Source organism: Thalassobacillus devorans (assembly GCF_900176565.1).
Lineage (GTDB): Bacteria > Bacillota > Bacilli > Bacillales > Halobacillaceae > Thalassobacillus > Thalassobacillus devorans_A.
Genome location: NZ_FXEH01000005.1, coordinates 1133452 through 1151378, shown reverse-complemented (window position 1 = coordinate 1151378; position 17927 = coordinate 1133452). Strand labels below are relative to the sequence as shown.

At 44.6% G+C, this 17927-nt stretch carries 19 protein-coding genes; 10 read left to right on the top strand and 9 right to left on the bottom strand.

The window, feature by feature from the left end:
• The first annotated feature begins 21 nt into the window (after positions 1 to 21).
• Both B9Y67_RS20680 and B9Y67_RS10205 read left to right on the top strand, forming a co-directional pair.
• Positions 22 to 159 carry a hypothetical protein gene (locus B9Y67_RS20680; RefSeq protein ID WP_176223954.1) on the top strand — a complete coding sequence of 46 codons (138 nt, stop codon included), beginning with the start codon at positions 22 to 24 and terminating at the stop codon, positions 157 to 159.
• Positions 160 to 471: 312 nt separating this feature from the next.
• Positions 472 to 756, top strand: a complete 285-nt coding sequence (locus B9Y67_RS10205) for a hypothetical protein (protein ID WP_085506589.1) — start codon at positions 472 to 474, stop codon at positions 754 to 756.
• Here the strand turns inward: B9Y67_RS10205 and B9Y67_RS10200 are convergent.
• Positions 710 to 1165, bottom strand: a complete 456-nt coding sequence (locus B9Y67_RS10200; protein ID WP_085506588.1) for a staygreen family protein — start codon at positions 1163 to 1165, stop codon at positions 710 to 712. The two genes, B9Y67_RS10205 and B9Y67_RS10200, sit on opposite strands and share 47 nt — an antisense overlap.
• A gap of 362 nt (positions 1166 to 1527) precedes the next feature.
• Here B9Y67_RS10200 and B9Y67_RS10195 point away from each other — a divergent pair, with 362 nt between their 5' ends.
• On the top strand, positions 1528 to 2952 hold the full coding sequence (locus B9Y67_RS10195) for a S8 family peptidase (protein ID WP_085506587.1): 1425 nt from the start codon (positions 1528 to 1530) through the stop codon (positions 2950 to 2952).
• Between the two features lie 113 nt (positions 2953 to 3065).
• Here B9Y67_RS10195 and B9Y67_RS10190 read toward each other — a convergent pair whose 3' ends face one another.
• Positions 3066 to 3554: a hypothetical protein gene (locus B9Y67_RS10190; RefSeq protein WP_085506586.1), complete on the bottom strand. Its 489-nt coding sequence runs from the start codon at positions 3552 to 3554 to the stop codon at positions 3066 to 3068.
• A gap of 193 nt (positions 3555 to 3747) precedes the next feature.
• Here B9Y67_RS10190 and B9Y67_RS10185 point away from each other — a divergent pair, with 193 nt between their 5' ends.
• Positions 3748 to 4368 carry a DUF3298 and DUF4163 domain-containing protein gene (locus B9Y67_RS10185; RefSeq protein WP_139823769.1) on the top strand — a complete coding sequence of 207 codons (621 nt, stop codon included), beginning with the start codon at positions 3748 to 3750 and terminating at the stop codon, positions 4366 to 4368.
• Between the two features lie 123 nt (positions 4369 to 4491).
• A complete protein-coding gene (locus tag B9Y67_RS10180; RefSeq protein ID WP_085506585.1) occupies positions 4492 to 4680 on the top strand; it encodes a hypothetical protein in 189 nt (62 codons plus the stop codon).
• A 29-nt stretch (positions 4681 to 4709) separates the two neighbouring features.
• Here the strand turns inward: B9Y67_RS10180 and B9Y67_RS10175 are convergent, their stop codons facing one another.
• Positions 4710 to 5351 (bottom strand): acetylglutamate kinase, encoded by a 642-nt coding sequence (locus B9Y67_RS10175; RefSeq protein ID WP_085506584.1) that lies wholly within the window; start codon positions 5349 to 5351, stop codon positions 4710 to 4712.
• 118 nt (positions 5352 to 5469) lie between these two features.
• Complete coding sequence (locus B9Y67_RS10170; RefSeq protein WP_085506583.1) at positions 5470 to 6768, bottom strand: MFS transporter; 1299 nt, start codon at positions 6766 to 6768, stop codon at positions 5470 to 5472.
• 321 nt (positions 6769 to 7089) lie between these two features.
• Here B9Y67_RS10170 and B9Y67_RS10165 point away from each other — a divergent pair, with 321 nt between their 5' ends.
• Entirely contained in the window at positions 7090 to 7716 is a 627-nt protein-coding gene (locus tag B9Y67_RS10165) for an NUDIX hydrolase (protein ID WP_085506582.1), read from the top strand.
• Positions 7717 to 7773: 57 nt separating this feature from the next.
• On the opposite strand, the gene B9Y67_RS10160 is transcribed toward B9Y67_RS10165, so the two are convergent.
• Together B9Y67_RS10160 and B9Y67_RS10155 are read right to left on the bottom strand one after the other, a co-directional pair.
• The gene (locus B9Y67_RS10160; protein WP_085506581.1) at positions 7774 to 8217 is read right to left on the bottom strand and encodes a VOC family protein; all 444 of its coding nucleotides are present in this window, start codon (positions 8215 to 8217) and stop codon (positions 7774 to 7776) included.
• Positions 8218 to 8438: 221 nt separating this feature from the next.
• Positions 8439 to 10601 carry a glycoside hydrolase family 3 N-terminal domain-containing protein gene (locus B9Y67_RS10155; RefSeq protein ID WP_085506580.1) on the bottom strand — a complete coding sequence of 721 codons (2163 nt, stop codon included), beginning with the start codon at positions 10599 to 10601 and terminating at the stop codon, positions 8439 to 8441.
• Positions 10602 to 10827: 226 nt separating this feature from the next.
• Here B9Y67_RS10155 and B9Y67_RS10150 point away from each other — a divergent pair, with 226 nt between their 5' ends.
• The 4 genes from B9Y67_RS10150 (at position 10828) to B9Y67_RS10135 (ending at position 14932) form a co-directional block, all read left to right on the top strand.
• Positions 10828 to 12057: a sugar ABC transporter substrate-binding protein gene (locus B9Y67_RS10150; RefSeq protein ID WP_085506579.1), complete on the top strand. Its 1230-nt coding sequence runs from the start codon at positions 10828 to 10830 to the stop codon at positions 12055 to 12057.
• An 82-nt stretch (positions 12058 to 12139) separates the two neighbouring features.
• Positions 12140 to 13027, top strand: coding sequence for a carbohydrate ABC transporter permease (locus tag B9Y67_RS10145; protein WP_085506578.1), 888 nt, complete (start codon positions 12140 to 12142; stop codon positions 13025 to 13027).
• Positions 13028 to 13045: 18 nt separating this feature from the next.
• On the top strand, positions 13046 to 13876 hold the full coding sequence (locus B9Y67_RS10140; protein WP_085506577.1) for a carbohydrate ABC transporter permease: 831 nt from the start codon (positions 13046 to 13048) through the stop codon (positions 13874 to 13876).
• A 66-nt stretch (positions 13877 to 13942) separates the two neighbouring features.
• Entirely contained in the window at positions 13943 to 14932 is a 990-nt protein-coding gene (locus B9Y67_RS10135) for a LacI family DNA-binding transcriptional regulator (RefSeq protein ID WP_085506576.1), read from the top strand.
• Between the two features lie 159 nt (positions 14933 to 15091).
• Here the strand turns inward: B9Y67_RS10135 and B9Y67_RS10130 are convergent, their stop codons facing one another.
• The 3 genes from B9Y67_RS10130 to wrbA all read right to left on the bottom strand — a co-directional run bounded on the left by B9Y67_RS10130 (position 15092) and on the right by wrbA (position 17683).
• Positions 15092 to 15682 (bottom strand): hypothetical protein, encoded by a 591-nt coding sequence (locus B9Y67_RS10130; RefSeq protein ID WP_085506575.1) that lies wholly within the window; start codon positions 15680 to 15682, stop codon positions 15092 to 15094.
• 471 nt (positions 15683 to 16153) lie between these two features.
• Positions 16154 to 16924 (bottom strand): SDR family NAD(P)-dependent oxidoreductase, encoded by a 771-nt coding sequence (locus B9Y67_RS10125; protein ID WP_085506574.1) that lies wholly within the window; start codon positions 16922 to 16924, stop codon positions 16154 to 16156.
• 147 nt (positions 16925 to 17071) lie between these two features.
• Entirely contained in the window at positions 17072 to 17683 is a 612-nt protein-coding gene (wrbA, locus tag B9Y67_RS10120) for an NAD(P)H:quinone oxidoreductase (protein WP_085506757.1), read from the bottom strand.
• Between the last annotated feature and the right edge of the window lie 244 nt (positions 17684 to 17927).

Below are 17927 nucleotides of genomic sequence, written 5' to 3'. Positions count from 1 at the left end.
TATGGGAAAGGAGTTGATGGTTTGAAAAACAACCAATGTTGGTGGATACTCGCTGGAATAGCTTTTGTGGCTGCCGCGTTATTGGATATCAAATATAAAGGTTTAGGCTACCGGATGCTGCCTGAATCTTTGAAAAAGAAGATTGATTTAGAGGACTGAATGCCTGGCCCCCTGCATGATTGCAGTGTGGGACCGGGCATTTTTTATTGTGATGTTCCTCCCCAACTGCAGGAGCTTCTGCCTTAACACAGCCATGTTCTGCCCTAACTCTGGCACCTTCTTCCCTAATGGTACCACCTTCTGACTTAACGCGACGAACTTCTTCCTTTTATCAAAAACACGGACATCATGCGGCAAAAACAGCCTTGCTGCTGTAGGTTTTTCAGTGAATTTGATGAACGGAAATTAAAGGAAATGGAAGTTTTTTAGCCAATATGCTAGTATAACCAAATTTATTTTAGGAGGGATTGGATGGATAATTTATTAAGTGTTGTGTTGGGCTTTGTGCTGCTGGCAGGGCTGTTACCGTTTGTCAGAGTGGTCAAGTTGGCATTAGGAAGCTATGACAGTAGCTGGTTCAATGACGGAGGCAGGATTGGTGAAAAATTAATAGCACGCACAGAAGTGGTTGCCGGTTTTGCACACGAAAACAGTTTTGTGGAGATTAGAGGGCCGACGGAAATGGCAGGGAAACGGGCATTAGGGAAATTCAAATTTCATAATCGGAAAACGTTCCCCACAATTCATTTCGATTAAATTGTGGACTGACAGAAATAAAATGAACGAAAAGCGGTGCGTGATTTAATGCAGGATGGCTGGCAAAAAACTTTTGATCGCCATAGCGAATCGCCTGCAAGGCAAGTGGCAGTTCCCGCCTGAATATCGTGTTGCGTAGAGCAGCCGCAGCCTGGTTAAATGGCCCGGAACCGTCTACAAATACATATGCCTGATAGTAGCAGCCTTCTCCCGTGTTGATCCACTCGCCAAGCACTTCATCCCTCATCGGATTGATGGTATCGTAAGCATAATTTCGTCCAATGGTTAAAAAAAGCTCAGCGGTGATGTCCGAATGCGTAAGGGTGTAACGCCTTGGCAGCGTAGGTGTGGTCGCGGTGACTCCTTCACGGAACTCTACAGAAAGTTTCTGAGGATCTAATTTTTTCAAAACCCCACTCCTCTCGAAAAAAACTTCTTAGGCCAAATTATTCCCTTGGTGGAAGGAAAATGCCTATTGCCGGGCGACATAATTGGGTGCTCCGAGGGGCTGTTTGAGGGGAATGAGCTGAAAATCAGGCGATAAGTAAGGTTATTTAAACGGTTGGGGTCGATATATAGGTGAAACCATCTGATAATCTGGCTAACATGTATCCTGCTAATATTTGATACGACAAAATCAGCCTTTACCCTGAAGCTTTTTAAGGGAAAATGGCGAACGAAAATTAAAGGAAAACCCGAATATATAGCCAATTATCAAGTATACGAATCTGTTCGTTATTTCGTATAAAACTATTACATAGGAGGAAGAAGATGAAAAAGTTTTTGGCTGTGTTATTTAGTTTTGTATTAGTGTTAAGCTTAGTACCTTCACTGTATAGTGCAGAGGCTAGTAAAAAGATGGATTATTATTCCGTGTTATTTAGTAGTGAGAGTATTCCTGCAGACTTTAACAAAAATCTAAAAGATATAGGGGGAGAAATTGCCTATTCTGTTCCTGAAATAGGTTTTGTCCAAGTCAAAGCACCTGAAACTGCATTTTCTAAATTAAAAGGATTAAAGGGAGTTAGTGCGGCCAACCCTTCTATTTCATGGTCTCTTCCGGAAGCTGAAAGAATTCAAGAGAGTGTAGTGAATACGGAAGATGCTGCTTATTGGGGTCTGCAATGGGATATTCAGCGGATTACCAATAATGGTGAAAGCTATAAATTAAGTACTGGTTCCCATGATGTTGTGGTCGGTATTATCGATACCGGTATTGATCGTGATCATCCTGATTTGGTTGGTAACTTACAGCCAGGCTCTGAAAACTTTGTGCCACCAGGAGGGTTCCAGGGTACAGAAGAAAAGGAAAGCGGTGAGCCAGATGCTTTTGACGACCGCCACGGACATGGTAGTCATGTGGCAGGTTCCATTGCAGGAAATGGTGCCATGCTTGGGGTAGCACCTGATACTGGAATTCGTGCCTATCGCGTATTTGGTACCAGTTCTGCTGAATCTGCATGGATTTATAAAGCAATGATTGCTGCAGCTGATGACGGTGTTGATGTAATCTCCATGAGTCTGGGTGGGTTTGATGTTATTGGACAAGTATTTCATGTAGATCCAGAAACTGGTGTAAAAACAAGGTTAGGTAATGACGTAGCGGATTTTAAAGCTTATAAACGGGTGATGAATTACGTTACTAAGAAAGGCTCTCTCGTTGTTGCCGCTGCAGGAAACGATGCTATAAACGCGACAAATAAACGAGAGGTAACAGATTTCTTAAATGCTAATTATGGGGAGGATGGTTTTTATTTTGTAGGAGCTGGATTTGAAGTTCCAGGGACAATACCAGGTGTGGTCACCGTATCTGCAACTGGACCAGAAGATGTTCTAGCTAGCTATTCTAACTACGGGCCTGGATTTATTGATATAGCTGCCGTTGGTGGAGATATGCGATCATATGTTCAATATCAGTTAGAAGGTAAATTTGAGGAATATTTAGCTAACCGCTTATTTGAAACAGAGTTCAATATAAGCGCAAGTAAAGACGGAGGTCATTATTGGTCATTAGGTACTTCTATGGCAACTCCTAAAGTATCTGCAGTTGCGGCATTACTAGTTGATAAGTATGGAAAAATGTCTCCTGCTAAACTAGAAGACCTTCTTTATAAAAAAGCAGTGGATCCTGTTAAAGGAAAGGAGAAGTCAATTTTTGGTAATGGTCATTTAGACGCGTTTGATTCATTGAATTAATGAATAACATCCCTAAGTAAAGAAAATGGTTAATAATCTTGCAATCAAGGCTTGTATTTTAAATTCAAGCCTTGGTTTTTTATATGCCATATAGAAAAACTTCTTTTAAGTCATTAACACCAGATAATCACTCTATAAGGCGTAGTCTGAGCAGGGATGCTTTTTGTCGCCGGTCCATAGATGACAATTAGATTCCTATTCGCTGGATTCCCAGAAAAAGGTTGCCCGTTTGCTAATAAGATCGTTGTGTTGGGGGCGAGATTCAATCTCAAAAAGCCATCACTGCTCACCAGCTGATTGTCGAAATAGTCTACTTTTACGTTTTGAAAAGGACTTTCTTTTACCATAACAAGTGCCCGGTATTGGGGCGGGTAAATGAAAGGGACGGGCGCATTCCGGTCGTAATAGCCGGTTACCCTGTCGCCTACAGCAACGATTGCCTGATCCACAAAGTAAGTATTCGGAGCTATCACAAAGTTAACCATGGCGCCGGTTTCGTTTTCAACGGAAATTATTTTATAACATCCTTCTTCTTCATTCACCCCGGTGATAAAGTCTTGAATCATCGTCACGGTTCCCCAAAAAGCGTTAAATTGAACCAACCTGATCCCTCCATTAACGTGCTTCCACCGTATCCCAGGCAGAAGCCACATATGCTATTAACCTATGTCAGGCTGCCTGGTTGGTGATGAATAGCTGCCTCTTTCCTAATAGTGGTTCACCCGCTCGTAATAATTCTGCTCCATTTTTAATAGGTATGAGCATGTGTGTATTACATGACAGAGGGTGGTTATCATGGTTAATGCGTTTCCGGTAACAATCAGAACGGAGCAAATCAGTGGCGGTCCGAATAAAATCGTTTATTATCCCCGAGTAGTAAGGATGCAAAATAGTTCGCTTGAGCGGATGTTCAATATGGCGATTGTCCGTCAGACCCAGCAGCTGATACATGAACAGGTGGGGAATATGCCATCGACGGTGGTAGAGATGCTTGGGCTGTATGAAATTAAAAACAATCAGCGGAATGTGCTCAGTCTGTCACTCTCCAATTATACGTACCATTATCAGGCAGCTCACGGCATGACGTATATCAAGTCGTTGACATTCGATCTGCAAAGAGGGAAGCAGTGTCAGCTGAAGGATCTGTTCAAGCCGGGGAGTGATTATGTTGCTAGGCTTTCTTCCTTGATTAATGAGCAGATAAAGCAAAGGGATATCCAGACGTTCGATAGTCCTGTAACGATTAGTCCTGACCAGGATTTCTATATTGCAGATAAGGTGCTGGTGATCTACTTCCAGCTCTATGAAATTACTCCGTACGCTTTCGGTTTCCCGATGTTCCCGATTTCTGTGTATGCCATCCAGGATATCATCGATGAAGAAGGGCCACTCGGGCGCATGGCCCAGAATAATTGATTATGGCAAGCTGTTCCGTTTAAGTAAGTATCCTTAAACGGAACAGCTTTTTCTATGAAACTTATATGTATGTTTATCGTATTCCATAGTATGTAAACATTTTACAAAAAGAGGAGGGGTAATATGACGCTTCAAGAGCTGATGCCTTTAATTATCCTGTTTTTATTTTTCGTAAGTATCATAACGGTGGTGATAGCCATAGTCATTACCGTTAGAAAGAGGAGAAAAGCCCAACGTGTAGAGGCTGGTCCTGGGTTACAGGCTAGAGTCGCGCAATTGGAAAAGGAAGTCAAAGAATTAAAAAGCAAATAAAAAACAGCTTCTAAGCAAAGAAGCTGCCTTTACCCAAATACACCTGGAAATTGCTTTATGATGGCATCTGTAATGGCATCGGACATTTCTAATGCCTGTTCTTCAATCTCATCGTAGATGGCGATGTCTTTCTTATAATCCATCTGAATCATGAAGACTGCTTCCATTTTTGTAAGCTCCAGATGTTTATAGAACATCTCGCGTACGGCTTCTTCCGTTAGGAAAGGGTTAATCGTACTTAAGAAGAAAGAAATTTCATCTGCATTGGCATACCACTTTCTTTCCGCCTCGGGGGCTGCCTGCTGATCGCCTGCAAGTGCTGCTTTGACGAGATCAGCGGCAATAAGCAAGTGCTCTTTTATCAACTCTCCAAACTTGTCACCGATCTGGTCTCCATACAGCGGTCTGAGTGCATTCCCCATATCGGTTGCATTTTGCAGCAGTCGTGTGATCACTTCATCAACATCTGGCAGTTTAAACGTTAAGCTAATAATGGTCATACGCGTCCAGGCGACGTGTTCTTCCCACAGACTCCGCATGTCACTCTTGAGCTTAACCTCTGCTGGACTGATACATTTGGCAGGCCGTATGGCTGAAAAAGCCGGATTAGGATAGAAGTAATATGGGACTGGCCAGGGATGGGCAGAATTTTGCCAGTAGTAACGATTCATGTAACCCCTCTTTTCTTCGCACTTTTAAGCAATCTACAGCTATGATATTCGATGACTTTTGGTCGGTGACACTCATGTAATGAAAAAAAGAGGGGTAGATAACAAAACGTTATCTACCTCATTTGGATTTTCGTCGATATAAAATTATAAATGGTACAAGTAAGATCGAGACAACTCCTCCGATAACTGAGAGCGTAGGGAAGTTCGATAGTGCTACGATCACACCGGACACAGCACCGCCTGACGCACCGGCCAGCGCGATGAAGACATCGACACTTCCCTGTGTTTTTGCACGATTATCAGGGGTAGTCGCGTCAACGAGGATAGCAGTACCACTAATCAAGCCGAAATTCCATCCCAGCCCTAGTAAAGCTAAGGCAATTGTCAATCCGACCATCGATTCGCCTGGTGAGGCAGCAGCAAGAATTCCGGAAGCAAGTAGCGTCACACCAGACGCGATAGCCATTGTGAATCGGCCGACCTTATCAACAAGAATACCAGTAATCGGCGATGGCAGGTACATGGCTCCGATATGGATGCCAATGACAAGCCCAACGGCGTTCAGGCCATGACCGTGTGCCCCCATGTGTACCGGGGTCATCGTCATGATGGCAACCATGACAATTTGACTCAAAATCATGACCGTGGCGCCAATGATGACGCCGCGTTTGTTCCAAGAAGCAGGCAGGGTTACTCCTGGCGCAGCATTGTCATCGACACCCTGGACAGCAGCCAGTGTTTTGGAAACTAAAAATGGATCCGGACGCATGAGGATGAAAATCGCCAACCCGGCAAGGATGTAGGCAGCGGCTGCCAGAATGAATGGGCCTGCTAATGCAGGGACACTGATAGATGTAGCGAAGTTCCCCATGACACCGACTAAGTTCGGTCCTGCGACAGCACCAAACGTGGTGGAAACCATCGCCATACTGACTGCGGTAGCCCGCTGTTTTGTATTCGCCATATCAGTTCCGGCGTAGCGAGCCTGCAGGTTGGTAGCTGTTCCGGCTCCATAGATTAATAGGGAAATGAATAATAAAATGACACTATTTATGATAGCAGCAAAAATAACCCCGATCGCGCCGAGACCACCGGCTATAAATCCGATGGTGAGGCCAGGCCGCCTCCCAAACCTTTGCGACAGCCGTCCGACAATCATCGCCGCTCCGGCAGAACCAAGGGTAAACAGTGCTACCGGAAGTCCTGCGAAGCTGTTAGTGCCAAGCATATCCTCGGCTAGCAGTGCTCCAACGGTAATACCAGCGGCCAGTCCGGCCCCGCCAAAGATTTGTGCAATGATGACGATGATCAGCGTACGGCGATACAGGCTTTGTTGTTTTTCTGTTGAATCTATATAACTTTGCAGCCAGGCAGGCTGGCTGTTCGTTTCATCTATTTTCACAGCTTTTTCAGACATCGCTATTCTTCCTTTCTAAAATGCAAATCCAGATACCCTTCATGGTATAATTACTACTTCATTGTAACGCTAACCGTCTCATATTACCATTAGAAAAACTTGGCTTGTGGCCGGACTTATGGCGAAAGCCTAAGTGTTTTCTTATACTTTAAACCTCTAACAAAGGTGAAGAAAAACCTGGTCATACTGTAAATCTATTAAACTAGCAAAAGGTTTTAAAAGCAGGAGTAACGTGCACTGTATAAGAAAGGGCATAATCTGCTACGTATAGGATTAAATCTGATATAGTAGGTATAAGTAAAAGTTAGATGGGGTGAAGCAATGAATCTCGATGCCATCATGACTAAAATGAAAAACCATACGCCAAGCATACTCGGCAAGCAACGGTTGAAGCCATTTTCCATATTACTCCCTTTAATAGAAAAAGACGGCGAGCTGCATCTGCTATTCGAGGTGCGTTCTCATAACATTCGCCAGCCCGGAGAGGTTTGTTTTCCAGGTGGAAAAAAAGATGCCGAAGACAAGCATGACAAGGACACAGCTGTCCGTGAGTCGATGGAAGAGCTGGGAGTAGACGATCAGGATATTGAACAGGTATTTCCATTAGGGCAACTGGTAGGTTCCATGGATATGCGTGTCAATACGTATGTGGGCTTTATTAATCGTCCGTTAGACGCGATTGTCCCGAATCCGGATGAAGTCGGGGAAGTGTTCACCGTACCGCTTTCCTTTTTCCTCAACCATGAACCGGAAGTTCACTATGTAACATTGGAAGTGAAGCCGGCAGACGACTTCCCATATGAGCTTATTCCGAATGGGAAGGATTATAACTGGCGTCCGCGTCAAATGGAGGAGTATTTTTATATCTATGGAGAAAAAGTGATCTGGGGCCTTACCGCTCGGGTGCTTTATCATTTCATCGATATTCTGCGGGAGGAAACTGGATAGTATAATAAAAAACGCCTGGAACGGTAACCAGGCGTTTTTACAGGTAAAGGGTTGATCTTATTGATCTTCAATAATTAACATATTGCCTGCGTCAAATTCCCAATCTTCTCCATAGGCAACTTCCCAATAATAACCGTCAAGATCGGTGAAATACCCGCCATAGCCTCCCCAATCTGTCTTTTTAGGCTCTTTTTGAATAGTAGCTCCAGCTGCCTCTGCTTTTCTCATTACGTTATCGACTTCTTCCATTGACTTGGCATTATAAGCCAATGTGATGCCGGGGAACCCATCCGATAGAGCGGGAGGGTTGTCTTCGTTGACATCTTTGGCAAGCTCTTCTAAAGGGTATAAGGCTATCCTTGTTCCCTCATTCCGAAAGAAAATAATGACAGGGTTTGTCTCTGTCCCTCTAATGGAAGTATCAAATCCAAGCTCCTTAAAAAATTGATGTGCTTTGACGATGTTCCTAGTACCCAGCGTAATAAGATTTAATCGGTTCATCACTTTTTTCTCCTTTAAAAAATTTGACCTTTACGTGTTCTTATTAAATTCGTCATAAAATTACAATTATCCTTTGATATTAGAAAAACTTGGCTTATCGCCAAGTCCTTATGGCGAAAGCCTAAGTGTTTCTTATACTTTAATCCTTTAACAAAATTAAACTTTCTTAAAGTGTAAAAAAATAGACCAAATCAATTTGCGATTTGGTCTAGTAATCCTATTTATTTCTCTAAGCGGAAGCTTTTGGCCAGGACATCTTCACTGTTGGTTCCGACAAAAACAGTAAATTCTCCGGCATCACTCTTGTGTTCCATGTTGGCATGATAGTAGCGCAGCTGTTCTTCCGTAATCGCAAAAGTTACCGTTTGCGATTTGCCTGCTTCCAGCGAAATACGTTCGAAGGCTTTCAGTTCTTTCAACGGGCGCACGACTTGTCCTACGTGATCGCGGATATACAGTTGCACGACTTCTTCACCGGCCAGGTCGCTCGTATTGGTCACGGTGACAGAGACGGACAAGCTATCCTCGGCTGTAATCGTCTCACTGGAAAGCTGCAAATCGGAATATTCGAACTGGCTGTAGCTCAGCCCGTAGCCGAATGGGAACAGTGGTTCATTCGGGATGTCCAAGTATTGAGAGACATAGCGTTCCTGTGCGTCTGGCGCGTTTTGAGGACGGCCGGTGTTATAGCTGTTGTAGTAAACAGGTACCTGACCAACGGAATAAGGCATCGACATGGCCAGCTTAGCGGAAGGGTTGACGTTTCCAAGCAGGATGTCAGCTACAGCATGCCCGCCTTCGGTACCCGGGTACCATGCTTCTACCACCGCGTCCGCGTTCTCGGTGACTTCTCGTAAATCGAGTGGTCTTCCGTTGAATAAGACAGCGACAACCGGTTTGCCGAGTGCCCGGACTTTTTTCATTAGATCAAGCTGGACTTCCGGCAGGCGGATGTCGGCGCGGCAGCCGGCTTCCCCGCTCATATCGGAATCTTCGCCAAGTGCCAGTATAACGACTTCCGCTTGTTCTGCTGCCTGCAAAGCTTCCTCCAGCTGTTCTTCCGTGCCATCTTCGATTCCGGTGCCATTCGCAACAAGCAGGTTGTCATCAGAAAGATGCGTTTTTAACGCAGAATCGACGGTGATTGTATCTTCTGAGCGTCCACCCCAGGACCAAGGCCCCAAAATATCGGTGCTGTCAGCAAACGGACCGACGAGTGCCATTTTTTTATCTGCGGATAACGGAAGCAGGTTATCATTTTTCAATAAAACGATGGATTTGGAAGCCAGTTCCCGGGAAGCCTGGCGGTGGTCGTCAGAAAGAACGAATTGCTCCTCTTCCGCTTCATTGGCAAAACGGTATGGGTTTTCGAACAGTCCGAGCTTCTCTTTCAATTTCAAAATCCTAAGCACTGCTTCATCGAGAAGATTTTCCTCTAATGTTCCTTCTTCTATCAATTCTTCTACATGATTGACGTAGCAGGATGTCATCATTTCGATGTCAACGCCAGCTTTCAATGCTTGTTCGGCAGCCTGCTTCTGATCTTCGGCAACCCCGTGCGGAATTAATTCTTTTACCGCGCCCCAATCGGAAATCATAACCCCGTCAAATCCCCATTCTTCCCGAAGGATGCCGCGCATCAATGGTTCATTTCCTGTCGATGGGATGCCGTTCAAAATATTGAAGGCCGTCATTACCATTTCACAGCCTTCGTCGAGTGCTGCTTTATAGGCCGGCAAGTAGTTTTCGCGCAGCATCCACTCTGACATATCAACGGTATTATAGTCCCGGCCGCCTTCTGGAGCACCGTAAGCGGCAAAGTGCTTCACACAGGAAGCGACTTTATATTTTTCATTATCGAGATCCCCCTGGAATCCACGGACAAAGGCACGGGCAAATTCACTGTTTAAATACTTATCTTCACCAGTGGACTCCATCACCCGTCCCCAGCGCGGGTCCCGGCTGAGATCGACCATCGGAGCGAATGTGACATGAACGCCGGATACTGCCGCCTCTTTTGCTGCGATTGCGGCACTTTTTTCTGCCAGTTCCGTATCAAACGAGCAACCGATTGCCAGCGGAACAGGGAAAATAGTACGGAAGCCATGAATAATATCCGACATAAATAACAATGGAATGCCTAACCGGCTTTCTTCCATATGTACTTTCTGGATATTGTTTGTTTCTTTAGCTCCTGAAGCGCCCAGCACCGATCCGGTATTTTTGATATCTTCTTCATCGATGTTCATGTTTACCATTGGGCCTGTGATCTCCCCGCGATCGGTAGCTCCCCGGAAAAATGGGGTAGCCAATTGAACCAGCTGGCCGACCTTTTCTTCTATCGTCATTTGTTCAAGCAGTTGTTCCATTTTATTTTCGGACATATGACATCCTCCTCTGACTAATTAATTGAAACGTTTCGATTTCGATAATAATTGCAGTATAAACGCGGCTGTTTTTAAAGTCAATACGGATAAAACCATATTTAGGCAGTTTTTAAATAACTTTTCAAAAAAGTTAGAAAACCACTTGAAAGCGGATTCAAATTAAATTATAATGCAGTTATCGAAACGTTTCAACAAATTTCACTAAATAAAGGGGTGCTTGGTAGTGAAGGGTAAATTAATGATGCTGCTTATCGTGGTTCTGTCCGCTGTATTGGTTGGTTGTTCCGGTGGGGATTCCGAATCCAGCGGAGATAATAACGAAGTGACTGTATGGGCGATGGGAGAAGAAGGTAAGCTATTGAAAGATTTCAGTAAAGGATTTGAAGAGAATTCGGATTACACCGTAGATGTGCAAGCGATTCCGTGGGATCAGGCACATGATAAACTGCTGACAGCCGTAGCTTCCGGTAACGGTCCGGACGTGGTGCAGCTGGGAACTACATGGGTTCCTGAGTTTGCAGAAGCCGGTGCGTTGAAGGATCTCTCAGAGTACACAGAGGATTATGATTCATTTGCCAAAGAGAATTTCTTTGATGGTGCTGTGGAATCCATGGAATATGATGATCAGGTCGTCGGTATTCCTTGGTATCTCGATACACGCGTATTGTTCTATCGTACTGATCTTTTAGAAGAAGTTGGGTATGACGAAGCACCGAAGACGTGGGATGAGTTGAAGGATGCGGCAGGCCAGCTTGCTGACCGCGGTGACGGTATGTATGGCCTTGATATTGACCGTAATGACCAGATCACTCCATTCATTTTTGCTTGGCAAAATGGGTATGAGGCGAAACTGGAAAACAATGAACTGAACTTTGATACACCAGAATTCAAAGAAGCTATCGAATATTACACCAGCTATTTTGAAGAAGGCATCAGTCAGACGCAGCAAGGAAAAGATATTACACAGGCATTTGCGGATGGTTCAAAGCCGATGTTCTTCAGTGGTCCTTGGATGGTCAACATCATCAACGACCAGGCTCCTGATATCGAAGGTAAATGGGCAACTGCCGTCATGCCGAAAAAAGAATCCAATACATCCAGCATGGGCGGATCGGTGCTGTCTGTTTTTGAAAGTGCCGACAATCCTGAAGGAGGCATGGAATTCATTTCGTACATGACAGAAACCGAAACCCAATTGGATTGGGCTGAAACTTCCAACACGCTGCCTTCCCGTACCGAAGCATGGGAAGATCCAATGCTTAAAGAGGACGAGATGTTCGCTACTTTTGGTAAGCAAATGGAAGATGCGAAACCAGGCTTGCAGACCGAACAGTTTGAACGGATCGCACAAGAACTCCTTGGCTCGATTGAACGAATCACCCAGGGCGGTGCTGATTTGGACAAAGAGTTAGAATCATTCAATGAAGAGGCAAAAAGCCTTCTGGAAAAATAATAGCTTTGCTGTTGAAGGGAGAAGGGGATGGAACTAGCTTTCATTCCCTTTTCTGTTTATCAAGGATAGGTAGGTGGTTCCATTGAAACAATTACTGAATAACCGGCATCCGTATATGTTCATTGCTCCGGCTGTCATTTTGCTGACATTGTTCAGCGTCATCCCGATCATTGTTGCGCTGGTGATCAGTTTTACAGACATGAACTTGAAAGGGTTGGCCAATTGGTCGGCGATCTCCTTTATTGGACTGGAAAATTATAAAGAACTTTTTTCAGATGCGACATTCATTAAGTCCGTATTCAATACCTTTTTCTATGTCATCATCGGTGTACCCCTCGTCATTATTGCATCGTTATCGATTGCCTTGTTATTGAATTATGGCACCAGCTGGATTTTCAATACATTCCGGGCTGTTTATTACATGCCGTCGATTACGAATATCATTGCGGTAGCCGTCATTTGGGGATACTTATATAACACGGAATATGGGCTTTTCAACTACTTACTTTCGCTACTTACTGTCGATAACATTCCGTGGCTCGAGGAACCGACGATTGCGAAAATTTCCTTGATTATTCTCGCTGTCTGGAAAGGGATCGGGATCAATATGATCATCTTCCTTGCAGCGCTTCAAGGCATTCCGAAATCCTACTATGAAGCAGCTGAAATGGATGGAGCCAGCCGGCTGCAGGTGCTGTTTCACATCACGCTGCCATTGCTGCGTTATGCAACGTTCTTTGTAACCGTGACAACGCTGATCGGCTGGATGCAGTTCTTCGAAGAACCATTCGTCATGACCGATGGCGGACCTTTGGACGGAACGATATCGATTGCGCTCTTCATTTACCAGGAAGGCTTCCGTTATAGTGAGTTTGGTTATGCGGCTGCAGGTTCGTTCATCCTGTTTGCGATGATTATTATCGTTACGGTCTTCCAGTTCAAGCTGCAGAAAAAAGACACGGACTTATAATAGAGAGGAGTGGAGGATATGGCTACAGCTACGAAGCGGAGCAAGGCGGAAAAATCGCTTGTCATCTTGCTCCTGATTATCGGGGGCGTGCTGGTTTCCCTGCCGTTTTTATGGATGATTTCCAGTTCATTCAAGCCGGAAAATGAAGTGCTGGCGATTCCGCCGACCATCATTCCGGATAACCCGACGATAGAAAATTATATCAATCTATTTACAAGCATGAACTTTACGGTGTATTTACGAAATACGATCATCATCGTTCTTTTTTCCTTCCTTGGCCTGTTATTCAATGCGATGGCAGGGTATGGATTGGCTAAATATGAATTCAAGGGCCGGGAAAGAATCTTCTATTTGGTGCTGGCCACGATGATGATTCCGGGGCAGGTAACGATGATTCCGGTGTACTTGATTTTAAACTCCATGGGACTGACGAACACGATGACGGGGATCATTTTGCCAGGGCTTGCGGTGGCATTCAGCATCTTCCTGTTCCGCCAGTTCATGATAACGATCCCGGATGATTTGATTGAAGCGGCAAGACTCGATGGCGCCGGTGAATTCTACATTTTCTTCCGGCTGATCATCCCCATTGCGAAACCGATTTTTGCCGTGCAGGGAATCCTGACGTTCATCGCCGGATGGAACAGCTTCCTATGGCCGTTGATTATCGCAAACGATGAAAGCTTGTATACATTATCGGTCGGCCTGTCCTTGCTGCAGGGACAATATGCGAACAACTTCGCACTGCAAATGGCCGGGGCGGCGTTCATGGTTGTGCCGATCATCATTATTTTTGCCTTTTTCCAAAAGTACATTGTCGAAGGTTTTACAATGTCTGGAATTAAATGAGTGTATGGCAGTAACTGAATCGCTTACAATGGAGCTAGACAGTGCTGCGTGATTGGGGGACGTAAGATGGCAACGATCAAAGATGTTGCAAAACGGGCGGGGGTTGCTGTGTCGACAGCATCCTACGCGCTTAATGGAATAAATAAAGTCAGTCAGGCGACCGTCAATAAAGTGCTGAAGGCAGCACAGGAGTTGAATTATCAAAAGAACGGCATTGCCTCTGATTTGAAACGGACGAAGACGAATACAATCGCTTTGATATTGAGTGACCTATCCGGACCGTATTTCTCGGAATTGATCAAAGGCGTCCAGGACGTAACTACGTCGAACGGATACGACCTGATCGCCTGCAGTTCCGTCGGCGGTGATAAATCGACCGCGACGAAGTTTTTGCGTGAAAAACGGGTCGATGGAGCGATTGTTCTCGCGACGAATATCAGTAGTGAAGTGATTGCAGCTTCGGCACGGGAAGATTTTCCGATTGTCGTGCTTGATCGCGAAGTGGACAATCCGAATGTCATCCACGTGGAAGTCGATAATGAGCAGGGCGGCTATGAGGCGACGAAACACCTGCTCTATAAAGGTCATCGCTCGATTGCTTATGTCAGTGGTCCATTAGATTCCCATGACAACAAGGAGCGGTTCAAAGGCTATCAAGCTGCGTTAGCCGCTTCCGAAGTCCCGTATCATTCCCGCTGGAAAATCAACGGTGATTTCACAAGGGAAGGCGGCTATCGGGCAACCCGCACATTGATCGCCCAAAAAAATATGCCGGATGCCATTTTCTATGCTAACGATGAAATGGCGATCGGCGGGCTGCAGGCTTTTTCCGAAAAAGGGATTCGCGTGCCGGAAGATATTTCGGTTATCGGGTTTGATGACATTCAACTGGCGGAATATGTAAATCCGCCACTCACGACGGTAAGGCAGCCAAAGTACGAAGCCGGCTCTCTCGCCGTCCATCTGATTTTCCAGATGATCGCCGGTGAATCGGTCGATCAGACATATAAACTTGCAACCGAATTTGTTGAACGTGATTCTGTTGTAAGAAGATAAAAAAAGCCTGGTTCCTATGGCGCTGTATGTAGCAGCGTAGGATCCAGGCTTTTTTATATTGATTTGGCTGTTGCATCTTTTTAATTAGGGACAGGGTGATCGTTAAAGCCATAACAGACGATGAATAAGCTAAGCGGTAGTAGCCAAGAAAGTTTCTGATTAAAACTTTGCCCATAAATTCAACTGCAGATTTGTAATGGTCACTTCAATGTTTGGTTGTTTTTCCAAATCAATGTTTTTATCTGTTGGAAATAAATAAAAGCCGAACTCGTCACCACTACGGGAGTGTAATGCTGAAGAGGAAGAAGGTGTTAATTTAAACGTATCGCCATCATACGTTGCGTGTGCTTCGGCTTTCAGCTCATGGGTGTAGCCGTTGATGTTACGGTAGTGTTCGATGCCCGAAACTAAAGTCGCACCGCCACGGCTATAAGTTCCGCTGGACCGGAAGATAACCTCATAGTTTGATTCATTTTCTATAATTTTCGAGACATAGATTTGATTTCCTTCCTCATCATCAAAAAGGAATTTTCCTTCATTGCTCTCCGGATCACTTAAATCAATCGTTATCGTATAGTCACCTTCCATATTATGTGCATTATTCATATAACGCTCGGCGTCGTCGGCTATGTGACTGATTCCTTGAGCCTGAAGGTGATACATGTCAATGGCTTGAGGTATCAGAAAGGAGCCAAAGGCGATAATCCCCATAACGATATATAACGTATTTAAATTCAAGTACTTTTTCACTGAATCAAGCCCCCGCTTCCGTGCATGCCATGTAGTATAACTATGGCGGTATTCAAATTTTATTCGGTTATATTCTAATAATTTCCATGTGGGTTATTGGTTTTCCTGCTATTTAAGCAAAATATGACAGTGAAGAATATATTAATATCGTCTTAGAATCATAGATTTGTAGTGGTTTGGTTTAACGGTCATTAAAGCATGGATAAAGACCGTTGTGGCATTGCAAACGAAAGTTGACGGTCTTTAGATTAGGTATAAAGACCACGCGAAGGGGTTGTCTCTGATTTAACGGTCATTATGACGTATATAAAGACTGTCCGCTTAGAGGCGTTCATCTTTTAAGGTCTTTATAAAAGGGTTAAAGACTAATAGTAGAGGAGAGCAAAGCGGAAATGGCCATTATAAAGAAAAAAGAAAGACCAGTTTGGGTTTGGTCTTTCTTTTAAAAGGTAGGCTTGTCTTCCGTAAGAATTATAGTGCCCGCATACCACCATCGATTGGGTAAATAGCACCTGTGATAAAACTGGCTTTCTCTGAGGCCAGGAAATAGACTAGATTAACAATGTCACTATTTTCTGCATATCTGCCAAGAGGGATAGCTGCTGCAAAGTTTTCCCGAGCTGCTACTGCGTTTTCCGGGCTGAATCCACTCTCTAATGAACGCATCATTCGATTATTAACAGGAGATGGGCATACCGCATTTACGCGAATTCCATCCGGTGCGCCTTCTAAGGCGGCTGTTTTTGTCAATCCAACGACCGCGTGCTTGGAAGCAATGTACGCAGATACTCCCGCCGTTCCGCCGAGTCCGGCAACTGACGCCGTGTTGATGATTGTCCCCGATTTCTTTTCTTTCATAATAGGCATAGCGTATTTCATCCCGTAAAAGACACCCTTCACATTGACATCCAGTACTTGATCAAAAACTTCCGAAGGGTAGTCGGGAATCGGAAGCACCTTGCCTTCTATCCCTGCGTTATTAAAAAGGACATCAATGGTACCAAAAGCTTCTGTAGCTTTCTCGACATAATTCCTGACCTGGTTTTCCTGAGATACATCAGCCTGGACCGTTACGTATTCTCCATCTTTCAGGTCCAGCTCTGTAACCATATGATCTAAATCTTCCTGATTCAGGTCAACTAACACTACTTTTGCTCCATCATCCGAAAAGGTCTTAACGGCTTCCTTACCAATCCCGCCAGCAGCACCGGAAATCACAACGACTTTACCTTGAAAACTCATCATAAAACCTCCTGACAGATATGAAATTTTACAGCTTACTCATTCATTATATTCCAAAATTTCACTGCCCAAAGTGAACATTGTGACAACGAACCAAACAATATGTAAAAAGCCGATCCAAGCAAGGATCGGCTCTGTAACTTTAAATTATTGAATTCCTTTTTTGACCCAGTCAGCAACCGTGACGGTACGTTTCGCCTGATGTTTGACGGCGCCTTCTACGTCATCAGCCATATTGCCCTCCTGGTCCACGGTGACACTTGTACCATATGGGTTCCCGCCTGCACCGAACAGTACTTCATCGGTGTAACCTGGAGGAACGATAATCGCACCCCAGTGCATCATAGAAGTGTAAAGAGAAAGCAAGGTTGCTTCCTGTCCGCCGTGCGGGTTTTGTGCGGAAGTCATACCGCTTACGACTTTGTTGATTGTCTTGCCGCTTGCCCAAAGCCCGCCCTGTGTATCAAGGAATTGTTTCATTTGTGATGGCATGTTGCCAAAACGTGTCGGGATGCTGAAAATGATGGCGTCGGCCCATTCGAGGTCAGCGGAAGTCGCTACCGGTACGTCTTTCGTTTTTTCGACGGTTGCTTTCCATGCCTCATTTGCTTCGATAACGGATTGTGGTGCCAGTTCCTCGGCTTTCAACACTTTCACTTCAGCGCCGGCTTCTTTTGCGCCTTCTTCCGCCCATTTAGCCATTTGGTAGTTCGTCCCGCTCATGGTGTAGAAAATCACAGCTAATTTTACGTTTGACATTGCATCCATCTCCTTTGGTTTTCCGAATAGTTTATCTAGTAATCCCATGTTTAACACCTTCCTGCCTGTTACTTGAACTGAACCTTTAAGGACCACCTCCATATAAACAAATGCGCTTTTCTTCTTATGCCCAAATGGAAGCAGATTATTTAAAGGAATTTATTTCGAATTCGAGATATATAACAAAAATAAATCACCTATGCAAAGGTGGTAGTGTGTTATCTCGCTTTCAAGATAATTATAT